A 14,264-nucleotide genomic window follows, 5' to 3' on the forward strand; every position below is an offset into this window, starting at 1 on the left:
ACGCACGCTTGAAACGACGTAGGGCTATGGAAGTTTGGTGTTGATAGGAGCTTTGATTCCAATAGGCAGTCCGTTGGGGGGAGTTGCGCTGGCATTGTTGGTGCTGAGCATCTTCTCGTTTGCAGCGGGCCGCTGGGCTGGTTGGGTTAGGTTTGAAAGATGGGTGTCTCTAACATCCGTTGCCTTGTCTGGCTTGGTCTGCGGCGCTTGTTGGGTTTTTGCTGGCTATCTATCGAGCAATGCAGATAACGGGTTCCAGCCGATGGTGGCCGCCTATTTTGCGTTCTTTACTTCCGTAGTCTTCTTGATGAATGCCCTACTGGCATTGTTTGGAATGTGGTTTCGCAGGCGTGCCGTGAAAATCAAGGAAGGCAGCTAGATGTCCATTCTCGTCAACAAAGACACCAAGGTCATCGTCCAGGGATTGACTGGCAAGACCGGCACGTTCCACACGGAACAGGCACTGGAATATTACGGCACCAGGATGGTTGCCGGCGTGCATCCCAAGAAGGGCGGCGAAAGCTGGTCGTCGGGTCTGGAAAGCGCGGCGGAGCTTCCGATTTTCGCCACTGTCGGCGAAGCGAAGGAAGCGACCGGTGCGGACGCATCCGTGATCTACGTCCCGCCGGCAGGAGCGGGCGCCGCGATCATCGAGGCGATCGACGCCGAAGTGCCCTTGATCGTCTGCATCACGGAAGGCATTCCGGTCGCCGACATGGTCAAGGTCAAGCGCCGGCTCGAGAAGTCCAACTCGCGTCTGCTCGGCCCGAACTGCCCAGGCGTCCTGACACCGGAAGAGTGCAAGATCGGCATCATGCCGGGCTCGATCTTCAAGAAGGGCTCGGTCGGCGTCGTCTCGCGTTCCGGCACGCTCACCTATGAGGCGGTGTTCCAGACCTCGAACGCGGGCCTCGGCCAGACCACGGCCGTCGGCATCGGCGGCGATCCGGTCAAGGGCACCGAGTTCATCGACATCCTGGAGATGTTCCTCGCCGACGACGCGACCCAGTCGATCATCATGATCGGCGAGATTGGCGGTTCGGCCGAGGAAGAGGCCGCGCAGTTCATCAAGGACGAGGCGAAGAAGGGCCGTTCGAAGCCGATGGCCGGCTTCATCGCAGGTCGCACGGCGCCTCCGGGCCGTACCATGGGCCATGCCGGTGCCGTCATCTCCGGCGGCAAGGGCGGAGCCGAGGACAAGATCGCGGCGATGGAAGCGGCGGGCATCCGCGTGTCCCCGTCCCCGGCCAAGCTCGGCGAGACCTTGCTCGAAGTGCTGAAGGGCTGATTTTTCGCGATCACCGGTTTTTTTACCGAGTTCGCAGTCACATATGGGTTCGGGTGCTTCCCTCAAGGAAGTTTCCCGTGTACCGCTTTACACAGAAGCCGCGCGGGACACGCCTCGCGTGGCTTCATCCCACATCCGTTTAACGGGGCGCTGCGTGAAAGGGCTCCCCTCAACAGGTGGGCGGGGGCACCCTCGCTATGGTGATGGCTCGGCAAGACGCGAACAATGCTTTCGCGATGACGTCGTTTCTCTACGGCGGCAACGCAGCGTATATCGAAGATCTTTATGCGCGCTTCAAGGAAGACCCCGGCTCTCTCGACGAGACGTGGCGCGATTTCTTCTCCAATCTCGCTGATGAAAAGTCGGACGTCCTGAAAGAGGCGCGCGGCGCTTCCTGGAAGCGTCCCGACTGGCCGCCCGCGGCCAATGGCGATCTGGTCAATGCCTTTGACGGCAACTGGGCCCCGGTCGAAAAGGCGATTGGCGACAAGCTGAAGGCGAAGGCGGAGAAGGGCGGCAAGCAGCTGACCGACGCCGACGTCCAGCAGCAGACACGCGATTCGGTCCGCGCGCTGATGATGATCCGTGCCTATCGCATGCGCGGCCATCTGCACGGGGACCTGGATCCGCTGCACCTCAAGGAGCAGCTTGATCACGAGGAGCTGCATCCCTCCTCCTACGGCTTCACCGAGGCCGACTGGGATCGCAAGATCTTCATCGACTACATGCTCGGGCTCGAGTTCGCGACCATTCGCGAGATGCTCGATATCCTCAAGCGGACCTACTGCTCGACGCTTGGCGTCGAGTTCATGCACATCTCCAATCCGGCCGAGAAGGCCTGGATCCAGGAGCGCATCGAGGGGCCCGACAAGGAGATCGAGTTCACCCCGAAGGGCAAGAAGGCGATCCTCAACAAGCTGATCGAGGCCGAGGGCTTCGAGAAGTTCCTCGACATCAAGTACACGGGCACCAAGCGGTTCGGTCTTGATGGCGGCGAGGCGCTGCTGCCCGCGCTCGAGCAGATCATCAAGCGCGGCGGCGCGCTCGGCGTACAGGAAATCGTGCTCGGCATGGCCCATCGCGGCCGGCTGAACATCCTGTCCCAGGTGATGGGCAAGCCGTTGCGCGCGATTTTCCACGAGTTCAAGGGCGGGTCGTTCACGCCGGACGACGTGGAAGGCTCCGGCGACGTCAAATATCACCTCGGCGCGTCTTCGGACCGCGAGTTCGACGGCAACAAGGTGCATCTGTCGCTGACCGCGAACCCGTCGCATCTGGAGATCGTCAATCCGGTGGTGCTGGGCAAGGCCCGTGCCAAGCAGGACCAGCTGTCCGCGGTCGACGGCAAGTGGGTGGACACGACCGATGTCGACCGGTCGAAGGTGCTGCCGTTGCTGCTGCATGGCGATGCGGCGTTCGCCGGTCAGGGCGTCGTTGCCGAGTGTTTCGGGCTTTCGGCATTGCGTGGCCACCGCACCGGCGGCTCGATCCACGTGATCATCAACAACCAGATCGGCTTCACCACCAATCCGCGGTTCTCGCGGTCTTCGCCCTATCCCTCGGATGTGGCCAAGATGATCGAGGCACCGATCTTCCATTGCAACGGCGACGATCCGGAAGCCGTCGTCTATGCGGCCAAGATCGCGACCGAGTTCCGCCAGCTCTTCGGCAAGCCGGTCGTCATCGACATGATCTGCTACCGCCGCTTCGGCCACAACGAGTCCGACGAGCCGGCGTTCACCCAGCCGATCATGTATCGCAAGATCCGCAGCCACCCGACGACGCTGCAGATCTACTCGGAACGCCTGGTCAAGGACGGCGTGCTGACGGCCGAGGAAATCGACACCATGCGCGCCGAGGTTCGTGCGCGCCTGGACGAGGAATTCGAGGCCGGACAGGCCTACAAGCCGAACAAGGCCGACTGGCTCGACGGCAAGTGGTCCGGCCTCAAGCAGGCGCAGGATCTCGACGATCCCCGCCGGGGCCAGACCGGTCTGCCGATCGACGAGGTGCGTGAAATCGGGGCGGCCCTGACCCGGGTTCCCGAGGGTTTCAACGTGCACCGGACCATTCGCCGCTTCCTCGACAACCGGAAGAAGATGTTCGAAACCGGCGAAGGCGTCGATTGGGCGACCGCCGAGGCGCTGGCCTTCGGGTCCCTGCTTCTCGACGGGCACGCGGTGCGGCTTTCCGGTCAGGATTGCGAGCGTGGCACGTTCTCCCAGCGTCATTCGGTTCTCTACGACCAGGAAGACGAATCGCGGCTGATCCCGCTCAACAACCTGCGCGAGGGCCAGGCCCGCTACGAGGTCATCAACTCGATGCTCTCCGAAGAGGCGGTGCTCGGCTTCGAGTACGGTTACACGCTGACGGAGCCGAGTGCGCTGACCTTGTGGGAAGCCCAGTTCGGCGACTTCGCCAACGGCGCCCAGGTCGTCTTCGACCAGTTCCTGTCGTCGGGCGAGCGCAAGTGGCTGCGCATGTCGGGCCTTGTCTGCCTCCTGCCGCATGGCTACGAGGGACAGGGGCCGGAGCACTCCTCCGCCCGCCTCGAGCGTTTCCTGCAAATGTGCGCGGAAGACAACATGCAGGTGGCGAACTGCACCACGCCTGCCAACTACTTCCACATCCTGAGGCGTCAGCTGAAACGCGACTTCCGCAAGCCGCTGATCCTGATGACGCCCAAGTCGCTTCTGCGCCACAAGCGCGCGGTCAGCCGGGTGGAGGAGTTCGCGGACGGGTCAAGCTTCCACCGGCTGTTGTGGGACGACGCCCAGCTTGAGGGCTATAGCGAAATCAAGCTGGCGGCGGACGACAAGATCCGGCGGGTGATCATGTGCTCGGGCAAGGTCTATTACGACCTGTTCGAGGAACGCGAGAAGCGCGGCATCGACGACGTCTACCTGCTGCGCGTCGAGCAGCTCTATCCGTTCCCGACCAAGGCGCTTGTCACCGAGCTCGCCCGGTTCAAGGACGCGGATTTCGTCTGGTGCCAGGAAGAGCCGAAGAACATGGGTTCCTGGTTCTTCGTTCAGCCTTACCTCGAGTGGGTCCTGAACCAGATCGACGCCAGGCATGCGCGTCCGCGCTATATCGGGCGCGCAGCGTCCGCGGCGACGGCGACCGGCCTGATGTCCAAGCATGCGGCCCAGCTGCAGGCATTCCTCGACGAGGCCTTTGCCGACCAGTCATAGCCGGTCGTCCCGCTCCCGGTATCCATGCCGGGAGCGGGACGCCAACGTTCTCCCTGGCCGCTGGCCGGGAAAATGCCAGAACCCGTCGTTCGCGCGCGCAGAGCCGGGATCTTCGCGCAGCCACCGAATGAAAGAGATTGTGATCATGGCGACCGAAATTCGAGTGCCCACCCTCGGCGAATCCGTGACTGAAGCGACGATTGCCCAGTGGTTCAAGAAGCCGGGCGAGCAGGTGACGGCCGACGAGCCGATCGTCGAACTGGAAACCGACAAGGTGACCGTCGAGGTGCCGGCGCCGGCCTCGGGCAAGCTTGGCGAAATTCTGGTCAAGGAAGGCGATACGGTCGAAGTCGGCACTCTGCTCGGACAGATCGAGGAAGGCGCCGGTTCCGGTGCTGCTCCGGCCAAGCCCACGGCCGCGAAGTCAGAGGCCGCGAAGTCCGAGGCGGCTCCCGCCAAGGCGTCCGCCTCCAAGGAGACGGTTGACGTCGTCGTGCCGTCGGCGGGCGAGAGCGTAACCGAAGCCGATGTCGGCGAGTGGTTCGTGAAGGTCGGCCAGCAGGTCAAGGCCGACGACATTCTTGTCGAGCTGGAGACGGACAAGGCGGCCCAGGAGATCCCGGCACCGGTCGCCGGGACCGTGACCGAGATTGCCGCCGCTACAGGTGACACGGTCACCCCGGGCCAGTTGCTGCTGAAGATCGCGGTGGGTGCCGCCGCCGCCGCCGCGCCGGCAGCAAAGCCCGCGGCCGCTGCCCAGGCCGATCCGGCCACCTCGATGCCGCCTGCGCCTGCCGCTGCCAAGATGATGGCCGAGAAGGGCGTTTCCGCCGATCAGGTCGCAGGTTCCGGCAAGCGTGGCCAGGTGCTGAAGGGTGACGTGATCGCGGCTGTCGCGTCCGGCATGACGCAGGAGGCGCCTTCGGCGAGCGCACCGGCCGCCGCCCGCGCGCCGTCCGGCGAGGAAGACGCCGGACGCGAGGAGCGCGTGCGCATGACCAAGCTGCGCCAGACCATCGCTCGCCGCCTCAAGGACGCCCAGAACACGGCAGCCATGCTGACCACCTACAACGAGGTGGACATGGGGCCGGTGATGGAGCTGCGGAAGACCTACAAGGACCTGTTCGAGAAGAAGCATGGCGTCAAGCTCGGCTTCATGGGGTTCTTCACCAAGGCGGTCTGCCATGCCCTGAAGGAAATCCCGGCGGTAAATGCCGAGATCGATGGCACCGACATCATCTACAAGAACTACTGCCATGTCGGCGTGGCCGTGGGCACCGACAAGGGTCTTGTGGTTCCCGTCGTACGCGATGCCGACCAGATGTCGATCGCCCAGATCGAGCAGGAGATCGGCAATCTTGGCCGCAAGGCGCGTGACGGCAAGCTCGGCATGGCCGACATGACGGGGGGCACCTTCACCATCTCCAACGGCGGCGTTTACGGCTCGCTGATGTCCTCGCCGATCCTCAATGCGCCCCAGTCGGGCATTCTGGGGATGCACAAGATCCAGGAGCGACCGATGGTCGTTGACGGCCAGATCGTGGCGCGGCCGATGATGTACCTGGCTCTCAGCTACGACCACCGGATCGTCGACGGCAAGGAGGCCGTGACGTTCCTTGTCCGGGTCAAGGAGAGCCTGGAAGACATCCAGCGCCTCGTCCTGGATCTTTAGGCCGAACGGACGGTACGGAACCGCGAATCGGGAGGCGCACGCATGGGTCTGGAATTCCTGCTCACGGCCCTGCTCGTGGTCCTGATCCCCGGAACCGGGGTGGTCTACACGGTGGCGACCGGTCTTGCGCTTGGCCGCCACCAGGGAATTGCGGCGGCCTTTGGCTGCACGATCGGGATTGTGCCGGCGCTCGTGGCCTCGACGCTGGGTCTGGCGGCATTGCTGCATGCCAGCGCGCTTCTGTTCCAGATCCTGAAATATGCGGGGGCGGCCTACCTTCTCTATCTCGCCTGGCAGGCCTTCAGGGAGGCCGGTCCGATGGCGCTGGCGGGGCGCTCGGCAAACGCGCCCAGCCCTTGGGCCGTGGCCCGGACGGGTTTTCTCATCAACGTGCTCAATCCCAAGCTGTCGATCTTCTTCCTGGCGTTCCTGCCGCAATTCATCCACGCGGATGGCGGGTCGGCGACACTGCAAGTGCTGCAGATGGGCGGCGTCTTCATGGCGCTCACGCTGGCGGTCTTCGTCGGCTACGGCATGTTTGCCGCTGTGCTCGGCGCGCGCGTTCTGGGAAGCCGAAGGGCCATGGCCTGGCTAAGCCGGACGGTGGCTGTCGCTTTTGCCGGGTTCGGCATCCGGCTCGCCCTTTCCGAGCGCTAGCCGGTCATGTGTGACGCATCCATTCGGGGGATATGATGGCTGAAGATGTCGTCGTGGTAACCGGCGGCAGCCGGGGGATAGGAGCGGCAGCCGCGCGCCGGCTGGCCGCCACTGGCGCCACGGTTCTCCTGACCTATGTTTCCAGCGCCGGGCGCGCGGACGAGGTGGTTTCGGCAATCGCCGGCCAGGGCGGCAAGGCCGTCGCGCTTCGCGCCGATGTGGGCACGGAAGACGACTGCCTGCGCATTTTCGTGGAAGCCGACCGGATCGGCAGGCTCCGCGGACTGGTAAACAACGCCGGGGTGGTTGATCTGGCGTGCCGGGTGACCGACATGTCGTTCGAGCGCCTTCGGCGCATCTTCGATATCAACGTGCTGGGCTCGATTGTCTGTGCCCGCGAAGCGGTGAGGCGCATGTCCACCGCACATGGAGGCGATGGCGGCAGCATCGTCAATCTGTCGTCCGCGTCGGCCAAGCTCGGTTCTCCGGACCAGTATGTCGACTATGCCGCCGCCAAGGGGGCCATCGACACATTCACGGTGGGACTGGCAAAGGAGGTCGCGGGCGACGGCATCAGGGTCAACGCCGTGCGCCCGGGGATCATCGACACCGAGATACACACCTCGGGCGGCGATCCCGACCGGGCGGCCCGCATGGCCGCCGACCTGCCCATGCGTCGTGCCGGGACAGCGGAGGAATGTGCCGAGGCGATCGCCTGGCTCATGTCCGATGCCGCCAGCTACACGACGGGAGCGATTCTCGACGTGTCCGGCGGCCGCTCGATCCTGCCCTGAGACACCATCCGGCGGCGCATGCCGCCGAAACGCGTAAAGCAAGAGGCGAATGCAATGTCACAGTTTGATCTCGTCGTGATCGGCACCGGACCGGGGGGCTATGTCTGCGCCATCAAGGCGGCCCAGCTTGGCCTCAAGGTTGCGGTTGTGGAGAAGCGCGCCACCCATGGCGGCACCTGCCTGAACATCGGCTGCATCCCGTCGAAAGCGCTTCTGCACACGTCTGAGCTTTTCGAGGAGGCGGCGGAAAGCTTCGAGGGATTCGGCATCAAGGTCGGCAAGCCCAAGCTCGATCTCAAGGCGATGATGGGGCACAAGCAGAAGACCGTGGACGGCAACGTTTCGGGCATCGAATTCCTGTTCAAGAAGAACAAGGTGACGGCCTTTCACGGCACCGGCAAGATCCTGGCGGCCGGCCAGGTCGAGGTGAAGGCGGAAGACGGCTCCACCCAGATTGTCGAGGCGAAGTCGATCGTCATCGCGACCGGCTCCGACGTCGCGCCCCTGCCGGGCGTCGAGATCGACGAAAAGCAGATCGTATCCTCGACCGGTGCTCTGGAACTCGACAAGGTTCCCGGCAAGCTTCTGGTCATCGGGGCGGGCGTCATCGGCCTTGAGCTCGGTTCCGTCTGGCGCCGGCTTGGCGCCGAGGTCACCGTGGTCGAGTTCATGGACAAGATCCTCGGCCCGATGGATGGCGACGTGTCGCGCAATTTCCAGCGGATGCTGAAGAAGCAGGGGATGGAGTTCCACCTCTCGTCAAAAGTCACCGCCGTCGAGAAGAAGGGCAAGCAGCTTGCCGTCACCGTCGAGCCTGCGGCTGGCGGGGAGGCGGCCGCGCGCACGCTGGAGGCCGATGTCGTGCTGGTCGCCATTGGCCGCCGCGCGGTCACCGAGGGGTTGGGGCTGGATGCGGCCGGCGTGGCGCTCGACGACCGTGGCCGGGTCAAGACGGACGGTCACTACCAGACCAACGTGCCCGGCATCTATGCCATCGGCGACGTGATTGCCGGGCCGATGCTTGCCCACAAGGCGGAAGACGAGGGTGTCGCCCTCGCCGAAATCCTGGCCGGACAGGCGGGTCACGTGAATTACGGGGTCATTCCCGGCGTGGTCTACACGAGCCCGGAAGTTGCCGAGGTCGGCAAGACGGAAGAGGCGCTGAAGGCCGAGGGCATCTCCTACAAGGTCGGCAAGTTCGCCTTCATCGCCAACGGTCGCGCCAAGGCAACCGGCCACACGGACGGCTTCGTGAAGGTGCTCGCCGATGCCGAGACGGATCGTGTACTTGGCGTGCATATTCTCGGCCACGGCGCCGGCGAAATGATCCACGAGGCCGCGGTCCTGATGGAATTCGGCGGGTCTTCGGAGGACCTGGCACGCACCTGCCATGCTCACCCCACCATGAGCGAGGCCGTCAAGGAAGCCGCGATGGCCGCCTTCGCCAAGCCGATCCACGCCTGATCCCTCCCGGAGGGCCGGGTGTCGGCCAAATGGCAAAAGGCCCGCGCCGGGCTACGGCGCGGGCCTTTTGCGTGTGGCGGGCCGGGATCATCTGCGCAACAGCGATGATCACCCTGTCACTTCTGCGTGTCAGGTTCCTCGCCGGGCAGATCGCGAGCCTCGGCCTGGCCGGCTTTCACCAATTCGTCCGTCAGGTCGTTGGTGGCCAGGGATGTCTGCGGCAGCTCGGCGGACGCAACCGTGCTCATTTTCGTCTGGGAGGTCTTCATCCAGTCGCACTCGGCCATGGCCGGCGCGGTGGAAAAGGCGGCCAGGGCAACAAGTCCCGTCAGTCCGGCTAGAATACGCATGTTCCTCTCCGTTGTTGGCGGCGAGCGGTGGAAAACCCGCGCCCGCCGCTGGCGGTTTCGACATGGCGTGGCGCCAAAAGCAGCGGCACCTTGGGCGTCGCCCGCTGCCTCGGGCAGGCGCGTGAGGCAAGGAAAACGCTACGTGAGTTTAACGTGCCGACGCTGCTGCGACCAGTGATGATTCGTTGAAGACCGGGCGCATTATTCCCGCGTCAGGATTGCCGCGTGGAAGCTGTCGGCGACTTTGGGATCGTGCGAATCGATCTTCACCAGCGCCTCAATGCGCGATCCCATCGAGATGATCTCGATCTCCCGCGCGCCGAAGAAGCCGGGGAAACGGGCGATCAGGCGACCGTTGGTCAGCCGGATCGCGGGTGTCCAGCCCCATTTGCAGTCCCGCGGCGCACATCGGGTGAACGCCCGCATACGCGAGACGATAACGCCGCCGGCACAGTGGCTCTCGATCTCGATGCGACGGATTTGCTGGGTCTGGGCGGCTGAATTGTACCAATGCCCGACCTCGGGGATGCGGCAACGATCCTCAGCCTGTGCGACCGTTGCGAGGAGCGGAGCGCACACAAGCAGGACGATGAAGGACAGAATCAGCATCACCGGCATGCATGATTCTCGCCCGGAACAGCCCGTGCCGCAAGCGGTTTCGGAACCCGCCGACGGTTGCCCTATTGCGACCGTCCCGCGCCGCGCGGATGAGCCTTGTCATAGGCATCCAGCAGCCTTGCCGTGTCGACCTCGGTGTAGATCTGGGTTGTCGACAGGCTGGCATGCCCGAGCAATTCCTGGATGGTCCGCAAATCGCCGCCGCCGGCCAGCAGATGCGTGGCGAAGGAATGGCGCAACGCATGCGGCGTGGCACTGTCCGGCAGGCCCAGGGCCCGGCGCGCCCGCGCCATGGCCAGCTGCACGATGCGCGGATTGAGCGGTCCCCCGCGAACCCCGAGGAACAGGGGACCCTCGGCGGCGGGAACATGAGGGCACAGCGCCAGATAGGCATCGACCGCGTCGCAGACGACGGGCAGGACCGGAACGACCCGCTCCCGCCCGCCCTTGCCGACAATTCGCAGGCTTCGCGTGCCGCGCCGCGGGGCCGTCTTTCCCGTCAGTGACAGGGCTTCCGAGATGCGCAGGCCGCAACCGTAGAGCAGTGTGAGGACTGCCGCGTTCCTGGCGGCCACCCAGGGCTCCTCCTCGAAGCTCGCGTCCGCGTCGACCAGTGTCATCGCGTCGCCGGCGGAGACGGGCTTGGGCAGGGATTTCGGTTGGCGGGGTGGCCGTATGGCGGCGCTCGCCGCGGCGTTGACCTGGCCGCGCGCTTCCAGGAAGCGGAGGAAGGAGCGGATGCCGGCAAGACCCCGGGCAAGCGTCCGGCTTTCCGCGCCGGCCTTGCGGCGGGCGGCGAGAAAGCCGCGAAAGTCCGCCGGCTTCAACGCCGCGAGATCGGCGATCGCCGGAGGTTCGCCAAGATGCATGGTGAGGAAGCGCAGGAACTGGCGCAGGTCGCGTTCGTAGGCGACCAGCGTCTTGTCGGCAAGACGCCGCTCCGAGCCGAGCTGATCCAGCCAGTCGCCGATCGCCGCGTTGACGTCGGCCTTTGCTGAGACGAGGAGGGAATCAGCATTGCTCATGAGGGCAGTCTAGCAGGTTCGTCGGTACTGACGCGCGGGCGGTTCGCGCCAGTACCGGGACGGCAGGATCAGAGGATGCTCTGTCCGGTTTTTGCCCAGTCGGACAGGAACTGCTCGAGCCCCTTGTCCGTCAGCGGGTGCTTGACCAGTCCCTTGAGCACGGCGGGCGGCACGGTCGCGACGTCGGCGCCGACCAGCGCGCAGTCCTTGACGTGATTGGCGCTGCGGATCGAGGCGGCGAGAATCTCTGTCTCGAACCCGTAATTGTCATAAATGATGCGGATTTCCCGGATCAGGTCCATGCCGTCGATGTTGATGTCGTCGAGCCGGCCGATGAACGGCGAGATGAAGCTTGCGCCGGCCTTGGCGGCGAGCAGCGCCTGGTTTGCCGAAAAGCACAGCGTGACATTGACCATGCGTCCTTCGTCCGTGAGCGTGCGGCAGGCCTTTAGCCCGTCCAGCGTCAACGGCAGTTTGACAGCGATATTGTCGGCGATGGCAGCCAGGGAGCGGCCTTCCGCGATCATCGCGTCGGCTTCGGTGGCGGTAACTTCCGCGGAAACCGGCCCTTCGACCAGATCGCAGATCTCGGCGATAACGTCCTTCATGGGCCGGCCGGCCTTCAGGATGAGCGACGGGTTGGTCGTCACACCGTCGAGCAGGCCGGTTGCGGCAAGCTCCTTGATGTCTGCTGTATCGGCGGTGTCGACAAAGAATTTCATGACGGCTCTGGCTCCTTCGGCAAAGGCGGCGTAAGGCGGACGCGGAAATCGCGAGGGCGCGCGCAAGCGCTGTCGCCCGCGCCTGTCTGCATACCGTAGGATGGCGCGCGACGACAGTCCCGATTCGCGCCCGGTGGCGAAAGCCGGCGCGGCGGACACGAGGTTACGAGGGCGAACAAGATGCCGGCGGGCAACGGGCAGGACCTGTTCGGAAACGACGATGCGGGTGCCGGCGGCGCCGCGATCGCGCGCGTCCTGCTACCGGTGGCGCTTGATGTTGCCTACAGCTATCGCGTGCCGGCCGGGGTGAGCGTTCGCCCGGGCACGATCGTTCGCGTGCCGCTCGGCCCGCGCGAGGTGACCGGTGCCGTCTGGTCGCTCGCACCTGCCGGTGCCGATGGAATTTCTCCCTCGCGGCTGAAGGATATCATCGAGGTCTACCGGGACGCGCCGCCGCTCGATGACACGCTGCGCGCCTTTGTCGACTGGGTTGCCAGCTGGACACTGGCGCCTCCCGGCATGGTTCTGCGCATGGTTCTGCGATCCGAGGAGGCGCTGGTCGCCGAGCCGCCCCTGCCCGGCGTCCGGCGGGTCGAGGGCGGAGGTCCGCCGGACCGGCTCACGCCGGCGCGCAAGCGCGTTCTCGCCTTGCTCGAGGACGGTCTCGCGTTCACCAAGAGCGGGCTGGCCCATGCCGCCGGCGTCAGTCCCTCGGTCGTCGACGGGCTGCTTGCCCATGGCACGCTGGAGGTCGTCGAGCTCCCCGCCGCACCGCCCCCGCCGCTTCCCGAGCCGGACTGGAATGCACCGGAACTGACCCCGGCACAGGCCCGTGCGGCCGAGGTGCTGGTTGAGAATATCGGCAAGGGATTTCGAACTTTCCTGATCGACGGCGTCACGGGTTCGGGCAAGACCGAGGTCTATTTCGAGGCCGTCGCCGAGGCGCTGCGCCAGGGCCGCCAGGCGCTGGTTCTCATCCCGGAAATCGCCCTGACCAGTGCCTTTCTGAAACGGTTCGAGCAACGGTTTGCCGTGCGGCCGGCCGAATGGCATTCGGAAGTCACCCCCCGCCAGCGGGCCAGGGTCTGGCGCGGGGTCGCGACCGGCGATGTCCGTGTCGTAGTCGGGGCCCGTTCCGCGCTGTTCCTGCCGTTTCGCGACCCCGGCGTCATCATCGTCGACGAGGAGCACGACGGCGCCTACAAGCAGGACGACCGGGTCCCTTACAACGCAAGGGACATGGCCGTCGTGCGCGGGCATCTTTCCGGGATCCCGGTCATTCTCGCCTCCGCCACCCCGTCCGTCGAAAGCCGCGTCAACGCGGACCAGAAGCGCTACATCAAGCTCGAGTTGCCGGAGCGGGCCAGCGGCGCGCCGATGCCGGAGATCTCGATCGTCGACATGCGCCAGGACGGGCCGGAGCGGGGACGGTGGCTTGCACCGACGCTGTGCCATGCGATGGCCGAAACGCTCGCCGGAGGCGGGCAGTCGCTGCTTTTTCTCAATCGCCGCGGCTATGCCCCCCTGACATTGTGCCGTTCCTGCGGCCATCGCTTCCAGTGCCCGAATTGCAGCGCCTGGCTTGTCGAGCACCGCTTCCGGGGACGGCTGGCCTGTCATCATTGCGGCCATGGCGAGCCGACCCCGGACCATTGTCCGTCTTGCGGCGACACGCAGTCGCTGGTGGCATGCGGTCCGGGCGTGGAGCGGATCGCCGAAGAGGCGGCCGAACTCTTTCCCCAGGCACGGGTGCTGGTGTTGTCCTCCGACCTGCAGGGCGGGCCCGACCGGCTCAGGCGCGAGATGCGGGTGATCGAGGAGGGGGGGGCGGATATCGTCGTCGGCACGCAGCTTGTCGCCAAGGGGCACAATTTTCCGCTGATGCGCCTTGTCGGGGTCGTCGATGCCGATCTCGGACTTGCCAATGGCGATCCGCGCGCGGCCGAGCGGACCTTTCAGTTGCTGGCACAGGTCACCGGCCGGGCGGGGCGTATCGGCGGCGGCGGGCGCGGCCTGCTGCAGACCTACGCGCCCGAGCATCCCGTCATCCGGGCGCTGGCGTCCGGTGACAGCACGGCATTCTACGAGGCGGAGATAGCGGCCCGGCGGGTGGCGGGCCTGCCGCCATTCGGCCGGCTGGCCGCGCTCATCGTCTCGGGGCCCGACAAGGCAAAAGCGCAGGACTATGCCCGACAGGTGGCGCGGGCCAGCCCGCATGACCGGGATATCACCGTCCTCGGGCCGGCCGAGGCGGCGCTGGCCCTCGTTCGTGGCCGCTACCGGTTCCGGCTGCTTGCCATGGCGCCACGCGGCACGGATTTGCAGGCTGTCCTGAGGGGCTGGCTGGCCCGGCTTCCCAAGCCTGCCGGCGGGGTCCGGCTGCAGGTGGATATCGATCCGCAGAGCTTCTTCTGACGCTTCCTTGCAGATGGACCTTGCGCCGCTGCCTTGCGGCTTTTAAGCCTGTTTGACCTTTTTCG

General features: G+C 65.4%; 12 protein-coding genes. 8 read left to right on the forward strand and 4 right to left on the reverse strand.

Annotated elements, in window-relative coordinates:
* Positions 1–94: 94 nt before the first annotated feature.
* From ACQY46_RS05280 to lpdA, 7 genes are all read left to right on the forward strand, one after another.
* A complete protein-coding gene (locus ACQY46_RS05280; protein WP_428699237.1) occupies positions 95–379 on the forward strand; it encodes a hypothetical protein in 285 nt (94 codons plus the stop codon).
* On the forward strand, positions 380–1,288 hold the full coding sequence (sucD, locus tag ACQY46_RS05285) for a succinate--CoA ligase subunit alpha (protein WP_428699238.1): 909 nt from the start codon (positions 380–382) through the stop codon (positions 1,286–1,288).
* A gap of 203 nt (positions 1,289–1,491) precedes the next feature.
* Positions 1,492–4,482: a 2-oxoglutarate dehydrogenase E1 component gene (locus tag ACQY46_RS05290; RefSeq protein ID WP_428699239.1), complete on the forward strand. Its 2,991-nt coding sequence runs from the start codon at positions 1,492–1,494 to the stop codon at positions 4,480–4,482.
* 145 nt (positions 4,483–4,627) lie between these two features.
* The gene (gene odhB / locus ACQY46_RS05295) at positions 4,628–6,154 is read left to right on the forward strand and encodes a 2-oxoglutarate dehydrogenase complex dihydrolipoyllysine-residue succinyltransferase (RefSeq protein WP_428699240.1); all 1,527 of its coding nucleotides are present in this window, start codon (positions 4,628–4,630) and stop codon (positions 6,152–6,154) included.
* Positions 6,155–6,196: 42 nt separating this feature from the next.
* Positions 6,197–6,811 carry a LysE family translocator gene (locus ACQY46_RS05300; protein ID WP_428699241.1) on the forward strand — a complete coding sequence of 205 codons (615 nt, stop codon included), beginning with the start codon at positions 6,197–6,199 and terminating at the stop codon, positions 6,809–6,811.
* Between the two features lie 35 nt (positions 6,812–6,846).
* Positions 6,847–7,605, forward strand: coding sequence for an SDR family oxidoreductase (locus tag ACQY46_RS05305; protein ID WP_428699242.1), 759 nt, complete (start codon positions 6,847–6,849; stop codon positions 7,603–7,605).
* 54 nt (positions 7,606–7,659) lie between these two features.
* Positions 7,660–9,069, forward strand: a complete 1,410-nt coding sequence (lpdA, locus tag ACQY46_RS05310) for a dihydrolipoyl dehydrogenase (RefSeq protein WP_428699243.1) — start codon at positions 7,660–7,662, stop codon at positions 9,067–9,069.
* 116 nt (positions 9,070–9,185) lie between these two features.
* On the opposite strand, the gene ACQY46_RS05315 is transcribed toward lpdA, so the two are convergent.
* From ACQY46_RS05315 to fsa, 4 genes are all read right to left on the reverse strand, one after another.
* Positions 9,186–9,419 carry a hypothetical protein gene (locus ACQY46_RS05315; protein WP_428699244.1) on the reverse strand — a complete coding sequence of 78 codons (234 nt, stop codon included), beginning with the start codon at positions 9,417–9,419 and terminating at the stop codon, positions 9,186–9,188.
* A 201-nt stretch (positions 9,420–9,620) separates the two neighbouring features.
* Positions 9,621–10,037: a hypothetical protein gene (locus ACQY46_RS05320; protein ID WP_428699245.1), complete on the reverse strand. Its 417-nt coding sequence runs from the start codon at positions 10,035–10,037 to the stop codon at positions 9,621–9,623.
* Between the two features lie 62 nt (positions 10,038–10,099).
* Positions 10,100–11,062, reverse strand: coding sequence for a tyrosine recombinase XerC (locus ACQY46_RS05325; protein ID WP_428699246.1), 963 nt, complete (start codon positions 11,060–11,062; stop codon positions 10,100–10,102).
* Between the two features lie 68 nt (positions 11,063–11,130).
* Complete coding sequence (gene fsa / locus ACQY46_RS05330) at positions 11,131–11,784, reverse strand: fructose-6-phosphate aldolase (RefSeq protein WP_306028143.1); 654 nt, start codon at positions 11,782–11,784, stop codon at positions 11,131–11,133.
* A 180-nt stretch (positions 11,785–11,964) separates the two neighbouring features.
* On the opposite strand from fsa, the gene ACQY46_RS05335 reads away from it, so the two are divergent.
* A complete protein-coding gene (locus ACQY46_RS05335; RefSeq protein ID WP_428699247.1) occupies positions 11,965–14,199 on the forward strand; it encodes a primosomal protein N' in 2,235 nt (744 codons plus the stop codon).
* Positions 14,200–14,264 lie beyond the last annotated feature (65 nt).

This window comes from Stappia sp., from assembly GCF_965276915.1.
Taxonomy (GTDB): Bacteria; Pseudomonadota; Alphaproteobacteria; order Rhizobiales; family Stappiaceae; genus Stappia.

Excerpts from the sequence above, each read along its gene's own strand:
- sucD (WP_428699238.1), top strand. The coding sequence starts at position 380 with ATGTCCATTCTCGTCAACAAAGACACCAAGGTCATCGTCCAGGGATTG.
- ACQY46_RS05290 (WP_428699239.1), top strand. The coding sequence starts at position 1,492 with ATGGCTCGGCAAGACGCGAACAATGCTTTCGCGATGACGTCGTTTCTC.
- odhB (WP_428699240.1), top strand. The coding sequence starts at position 4,628 with ATGGCGACCGAAATTCGAGTGCCCACCCTCGGCGAATCCGTGACTGAA.
- ACQY46_RS05300 (WP_428699241.1), top strand. The coding sequence starts at position 6,197 with ATGGGTCTGGAATTCCTGCTCACGGCCCTGCTCGTGGTCCTGATCCCC.
- ACQY46_RS05305 (WP_428699242.1), top strand. The coding sequence starts at position 6,847 with ATGGCTGAAGATGTCGTCGTGGTAACCGGCGGCAGCCGGGGGATAGGA.
- lpdA (WP_428699243.1), top strand. The coding sequence starts at position 7,660 with ATGTCACAGTTTGATCTCGTCGTGATCGGCACCGGACCGGGGGGCTAT.
- ACQY46_RS05315 (WP_428699244.1), bottom strand. The coding sequence starts at position 9,419 with ATGCGTATTCTAGCCGGACTGACGGGACTTGTTGCCCTGGCCGCCTTT.
- ACQY46_RS05320 (WP_428699245.1), bottom strand. The coding sequence starts at position 10,037 with ATGCCGGTGATGCTGATTCTGTCCTTCATCGTCCTGCTTGTGTGCGCT.
- ACQY46_RS05325 (WP_428699246.1), bottom strand. The coding sequence starts at position 11,062 with ATGAGCAATGCTGATTCCCTCCTCGTCTCAGCAAAGGCCGACGTCAAC.
- fsa (WP_306028143.1), bottom strand. The coding sequence starts at position 11,784 with ATGAAATTCTTTGTCGACACCGCCGATACAGCAGACATCAAGGAGCTT.
- ACQY46_RS05335 (WP_428699247.1), top strand. The coding sequence starts at position 11,965 with ATGCCGGCGGGCAACGGGCAGGACCTGTTCGGAAACGACGATGCGGGT.